At 59.6% G+C, this 5,864-nt stretch carries 6 protein-coding genes and 3 tRNA genes; 6 read left to right on the top strand and 3 right to left on the bottom strand.

The window, feature by feature from the left end:
- The 3 genes from HKN06_09140 to HKN06_09130 all read right to left on the bottom strand — a co-directional run.
- Window positions 1-212, bottom strand: a 212-nt coding sequence (locus HKN06_09140) for an HDOD domain-containing protein (GenBank protein NNF61476.1), incomplete at its 3' end; no start/stop codon positions are given.
- A gap of 95 nt (window positions 213-307) precedes the next feature.
- Window positions 308-1,501 carry a molybdopterin molybdotransferase MoeA gene (locus HKN06_09135; protein NNF61475.1) on the bottom strand — a complete coding sequence of 398 codons (1,194 nt, stop codon included), beginning with the start codon at window positions 1,499-1,501 and terminating at the stop codon, window positions 308-310.
- Window positions 1,498-2,787 (bottom strand): hypothetical protein, encoded by a 1,290-nt coding sequence (locus tag HKN06_09130; GenBank protein ID NNF61474.1) that lies wholly within the window; start codon window positions 2,785-2,787, stop codon window positions 1,498-1,500. Before HKN06_09130 ends, HKN06_09135 begins: the two co-directional genes overlap by 4 nt.
- A gap of 120 nt (window positions 2,788-2,907) precedes the next feature.
- Here HKN06_09130 and HKN06_09125 point away from each other — a divergent pair, with 120 nt between their 5' ends.
- The 6 genes from HKN06_09125 to tuf all read left to right on the top strand — a co-directional run.
- Window positions 2,908-3,438 carry a hypothetical protein gene (locus HKN06_09125; protein ID NNF61473.1) on the top strand — a complete coding sequence of 177 codons (531 nt, stop codon included), beginning with the start codon at window positions 2,908-2,910 and terminating at the stop codon, window positions 3,436-3,438.
- Between the two features lie 158 nt (window positions 3,439-3,596).
- The gene (locus tag HKN06_09120) at window positions 3,597-4,967 is read left to right on the top strand and encodes a DUF1329 domain-containing protein (GenBank protein NNF61472.1); all 1,371 of its coding nucleotides are present in this window, start codon (window positions 3,597-3,599) and stop codon (window positions 4,965-4,967) included.
- A 140-nt stretch (window positions 4,968-5,107) separates the two neighbouring features.
- Window positions 5,108-5,193 (top strand) — tRNA-Tyr (locus HKN06_09115).
- Window positions 5,194-5,351: 158 nt separating this feature from the next.
- Window positions 5,352-5,425 (top strand) — tRNA-Gly (locus HKN06_09110).
- Between the two features lie 47 nt (window positions 5,426-5,472).
- A tRNA-Thr gene (locus HKN06_09105) sits at window positions 5,473-5,547 on the top strand.
- Between the two features lie 67 nt (window positions 5,548-5,614).
- Window positions 5,615-5,864, top strand: a 250-nt coding sequence (tuf, locus tag HKN06_09100; protein NNF61471.1) for an elongation factor Tu, incomplete at its 3' end; no start/stop codon positions are given.

The raw sequence follows: 5,864 nt of genomic DNA, 5'->3' as shown, positions 1-5,864 counted from the left end.
TCGCTGCGGCGGCGCTGGGCGAACATGGCCGAATTGGCAGTACGCAGTATCTTTGTTGCCAGGGCCGGGTCTTTATTGATAAAGCCTGCAACGGTTGTCAGGTTCAGGTCCGGATCCTGCGCCAGTTCGACAATAGCCATTGCGACCCGTGACGGGCTGGGCAGGTTGGAGACGTTGGCCAGACGGCTTTCCAGCTCTTGCGGTAATTCCACGGCATCACCAGCTGCTGCATTGCAGCAACCTCAAAAATTAAAGAGTGTTGTTACCTATTGTGTCGGCACCGGACGGCGCCACTTTAGTACGTCTTTCAGCGGTGCCAGCGCCAGAATTCCGCCGTCGCCCCGGCCGGCACGCGGGCGCCCGGCGCCAGGGCCACGAAGCCGGCGGTTCCGGCCAACGCATGGAAATCGCCCGAGGTATTGGTAGGTCGTGGCATCAGGGTAGTGCCGGTTTCCTGGCGCTCCGAAATTACCGGCACGAAGCGCGTCAGCCGGGTGGCATTTTCGATTGGTGCGCCAAGCACTGCCGTTTCGCCGGCTGGTCGGATGCCCATGCTGGATTCAATTGCAGGTACAACGTAGCGGCGGGCGCAGACCAGCGCCGATACCGGGTTGCCAGGCAGTGCAAAAACCATGGTACCGCCGCGGCGCCCAACCCACATTGGTTTGCCTGGCGCCTGCGCGACGCGATGCAGGAGTATTTCGACTTCCAGGAGTTGCATGATGCGCGGGATGTAATCGTAGCGACCCATCGAAACCCCGCCGGTCAGCACCAGCACATCACAGCGTTTCAGTGCATCGCCGATTTCCCGTTCCAGTACGTCGGCATTATCCGGCAGCTTGTTGCGCGAAGTAGTTGTGAGCTGGTGCCCGTGCAACAGCGTTTCAATGGCGAAGTCGTTGGAACGCCGTATTTGCCACGACGCAAGCTCGGCACCGGGATCGACCAACTCATCACCTACGGCAAGGACTTCGATGGCAGGCTGACAAGCGACTGACACAGACTCGCTGCCTGACGATGCCAGCACCGCCATCTCTGCCGCGCCAAGTCGGGTCCCGGGCGACAGAATTGTCCGGCCCGAGCGGTAATCGCTGCCGCGCGGATGAATAAACTGCCGAGCCTTGATGCCGTCAGGGTCACTGATGCTGGCGTACGTGTCATCCATCGATACCTGCTCCACCGGTACGATGCAGTCACAGCCTGCGGGCAGGGCTGCTCCGGTCATCACTTCGATGCAGTCGCCGCGGTCGGCGAGCGCCTTTGGTTCTGTCCCGGCCGCCTGGATGCCCGTGCGGCGAAAACGCGTGGTTCCGGTGCCAAGCGCAGCATGGGCGATCGCGATCCCATCCATCATCACCCGGTCGAACGGCGGCTGATCACGCTCGGCCAGCACCGGTTCAGCAAGTATCTGAAGGCCAGCCTGGGCGACCGTTACCTGCTGTACAGGCCGTGGCGGCATGGCTGCCTCGATCTGCTGTGCTGCCTCTTCGACGGTGATCATTGCGGGGGAATCTGCACCCGGATCAGTTCGGCGCTCGAAGCGGTGCTGACGCGGTACTCGCGCAAACCGGCAGGCGCAATAACTGAGCTGCCACGGGTCAGTAACACTGCATTACCTGCCGTATCGGTCAGCCTGCAGTCGCCGCTCACGCAGTGGAGAGTATGAAAGTAGCCGGCCGTGACCGTTGCCGCATTGCTCGTCGTCACGCTGAGCCGGTCGACAATGAAGTGATCGCCAGCAACCAGGCGCATCGCGTTGGGCTCGCCGTTAACCGGTTTTGGCTTTACTTCGAATTCTGCCGGGTTTGTTCCGGAAAGGTTAAGTGCTTTCAGCGTCTGGTCGATATCGATCTCACGCAGCGGAAAGCGCACGTTGTCCCACGCCCGGTAAGTCACGCCGGGGCGTCGTATCTCCAGCATCATGACTTCAAGCTGCTGCGGGTTCCCCAGCGCGTGCACCTCGGCTGACACTGGTGCGCCGGTTGCAGCGCAGATACGTTCGGGCGTGGCGTTGTAAATAACCTGTCCGGCATGCAGAGGTATCTCGTTCATCATGTCGAGAATCTGCCAGTACATCAGCTTGAGCTGCTTCAGGGCCAGGCTGGCGGGGGCATAGTCCTCACGGCGTCGCAGCAGCGGGCTGAGCTGCATCGCGGCGGTGTCTGTATCTCCGCTACGGTCAGCAAATGATGGTGCCAGGATATTTTGCAGTTCGAACTGATCGACATCGGGTTGCAGCCAGGTGAGCAGCTGCTCCTGTTGGCTGCGCGCCGCCAGCAGGTCGGACCGAAGGGCATCCGGATCGACGGTATGACGGAAGCCGAGGCGGAGGGTCGCTCCCGGTTCGGCATCGATGATGACGTACAGTTCGGTGTTGCCGGGCGGGTGCGCCTGGACCGAGAGTAATTCCTGGATATCCAGCGTCTTTGGCAGTAACGGGATTTCGCCGCCGCAGCGATCAAAGAGCTGTTTGCCGAGTATCTCCCGGCCAGCCGCGCTCAAAAGCTGTGGCAGGCTCATTTCAGTGTTATCGCCCAGTAAAACCCTGCTGGGATACTGGTTGCTTTCCGGATCCGTGGCGCAGGCGGCGACTTCGAACGCCTCACCAACGCCGTTGCCAGTGAGTTTTTTCTGGTCGGGCAGCGGTGCGCTGCCCTTGTAGTCGAGCATGCGCAGCCCGCCCCAGGGTCTCTCGACGAGATTATTTTTTTTCAGCACGACAAAGCTGCTGCCGGCTGCGGCTGCCGCCTGATCGGTGCTGATGCGGTCGGCAGGCGAGGTACTCACAGCGCTCCCGGCGAAGTAGTGCAGTGCAATACCATAATTTACCCAGTTGTTTCTGGCAATTACGGTGTATCCATAACATAATGAATTAACCGGGGGTTGGGGGATGTCCGGATGTCAGTCATGAAAAAATTGCTCGGCAACGTCCGGTGGACCACCTACACCGGTCGCCTGCATGTCGGCATCGATATGCTCGCTGAGCCACCGATCCTGTCGCTGGTCGATGACTCCAATTACCAGGTGCACGAGCGTCGCCGGCTGCCCGCACGACGCAGCGAGTTGATCTCGCAGCTCAGGGACGCCGGTTCGTTAATTGCCGATGTTGTTGTGCTGGCGCAGCGCGGTCACTACGACCTGGTCGATGATCTGGCTGAAGCCGGGTTTGTGGTTTACCTGCTGACGCCCGCCGAGCTGCGCCGTTTTGCCGGTCTGCGCAACGTGCACTCCAGCCATGATGCCTACTGGATTGCCCATCTGCTGCGCTCCGGTGCCTTGCCGCACGGCGAGATTTACTGGACTGGCGACATCAATGAGACTGGCGCGTATCCGCGGCATTTCCGCCGCCTGCCGCCGCCGCCGCTGGCGGGGCGCCTCAGGGTTGACGAGCCGCAGGTGGTGAAACTGACCGGAAAGTCGCTGTTTTACCGTCGATAGCCGCTAATCAGCCTGCTTTGCAGGTTTAAATTCAAAGGCTTATCATTGGTGGATAATTTCTTGCCCGCCGCGGTCGTATACTAGCGACTCACCACCGGTCGGGTACCGGATTCATAAGGCTCCATATCAGGCGCCGTTAGTTACAACGGGGGACAGTTATGCCTCATAAAAAGGCTGCGACCATCGTCGCTATAGGTTTAATGCTGGGCGTGGCGCACGCCGGAATATCACCGGATGAGGCGGCGCGGCTGGGCAAAGACCTGACGCCGTTAGGCGCAGAAAAGGCCGCCAATGCCGACGGCACCATCCCGGCGTGGGAAGGGGGCATCAAGTCCGCGGAAGATGCCGGTGCTCCCGGCTTCAAGACTGGCGGGCACCATCCCGATCCGTTTTCCGGCGACCAGGTGCAGTTCACGATAAATGCGCAAAACATGGATCAGTATGCCGACAAGCTGACAGCGGGGCACAAAGCTCTGCTGAAAACGTACGGTGATACTTATTTCATGAATGTGTATCCGACGCGTCGCAGTGCAGCTTACCCACAGCGCATCTACGATGCGACCAAACGCAATGCGGTGTCGGCCGAGCTGATCGAAGGCGGTAATGGCGTTACCGGCGCAACTGAAAGCGTCCCGTTCCCGATCCCCTCGTCCGGAATCGAAGTAATCTGGAACCATATCCTGCGGTTCCGCGGTGAGGGTGCCAGCCGGACCATCGGCCAGGCGCCGGTTACCCGCAGCGGTGATTATACGATGGTAATGCTGGAGGACGAGTTCTATCCGGCTTACAGCATGCCAGGCGCCAAGGAAGAAGAGCTTGAAAACGTTATTATTTACTTCAAGCAGCGGGTTACCGCGCCGCCGCGGCTGGCTGGCCAGATCCTGCTGGTGCACGAGACCCTCAACCAGGCGCTGGAGCACCGCAAGGCGTGGTTGTACAACCCCGGGCAGCGCCGCGTGCGCCGTGCGCCCAATGTCGCATTCGACAATCCCGGCACCGCCTCGGATGGCCTGCGCACCAGTGATGATCTCGACATGTATAACGGCAGTCCCGAGCGCTACAACTGGGAGCTGGTTGGCAAGCGTGAGATTTACGTGCCCTACAATGCCTACAAGCTGCACAGCGACAAGCTGAAATACAGCGATATCATCCGGCCGCTGCATATCAACCAGGAGCATCCGCGTTACGAGCTGCACCGGGTCTGGGTGGTCAATGCCACGCTGAAGGACGGCATACGTCACGTATACAAGCGTCGTACCTTCTACATCGACGAAGATTCATGGCAGATCCTGGTGGAGGATATCTACGATAACCGTGACCAGATCTGGCGCGTTGCCGAGGGGCACGCCATCAATTACTACGATGTGCCGACCCTTTGGACGACGCTGGACGTGTATACGGACCTGCAGGTCGGGCGCTACCTGGCGCTGGGGCTCAACAACGAGCAGAACAAGGCCTACGATTTCGACGTGGAGCTGAAAAGCACTGGTTTCAGCCCGTCAGCGCTGCGCCGGGCAGGTACCCGCTAAGGCGGCCCCGGCAGGGGCACACCTTATATATAGCTGTCACCGGGGTCCCGAGAGGAGGGGCCCCGGTGGCAGCGTAATATTCAGGCCCCGATTCTGTTGACTCCGGTCAGGCCACGGTCGACAATAGCCGGCTTGGTTTTGGAGGGGTACCCAAGCGGCCAACGGGGGCAGACTGTAAATCTGCTGGCTTACGCCTACGTAGGTTCGAATCCTACCCCCTCCACCAGATAGAAAGATGAAGTGTCGCTACGAATTATGAAGGCGGGTGTAGTTCAACGGGCGAGCCGCGAGTAGCGGCGAGCGCCCGGGCAGGACGGCCGGGCAGGTAGTTATAAGAGTGTAATGCGAAGGCAGGGATGCCAGTTAAAGGAGCGTCTTACGGAGGCGGGTGTAGTTCAACGGTAGAACCTCAGCCTTCCAAGCTGATGATGTGGGTTCGATTCCCATCACCCGCTCCAAGTCAGGTAACAGGGTAGAGGGCATTAACCCTGTCCCTTGTTACCTGGCCCACATAGCTCAGTGGTAGAGCACTTCCTTGGTAAGGAAGAGGTCACCGGTTCAAGTCCGGTTGTGGGCTCCATTGAGTAAGTGACGCTGTTGCGTCGGAAGTGTTTTTGCAGACCGGTTGACAGACTGGGAGAAGATCCATGTCAAAGGAAAAGTTCGAGCGTACAAAGCCGCATGTAACCGTAGGTACGATAGGCCACGTTGACCATGGAAAGACGACGCTGACGGCGGCGATGACGAAGGTGTTATCGACGAAGTTTGGTGGCGAGGCTAAGGCGTTCGACCAGATTGATAATGCGCCGGAAGAGCGCGAGCGTGGTATCACGATTGCGACGGCGCACGTGGAGTATGAGAGTGACAATCGTCACTACGCTCACGTGGACTGCCCGG

The sequence above is a fragment of the Gammaproteobacteria bacterium genome, from assembly GCA_013003425.1.
Lineage (GTDB): Bacteria > Pseudomonadota > Gammaproteobacteria > Steroidobacterales > JABDKV01 > JABDJB01.
Note: the sequence above shows the minus strand (reverse complement) of the source record. Positions and strands in the feature narration are given on the sequence as shown.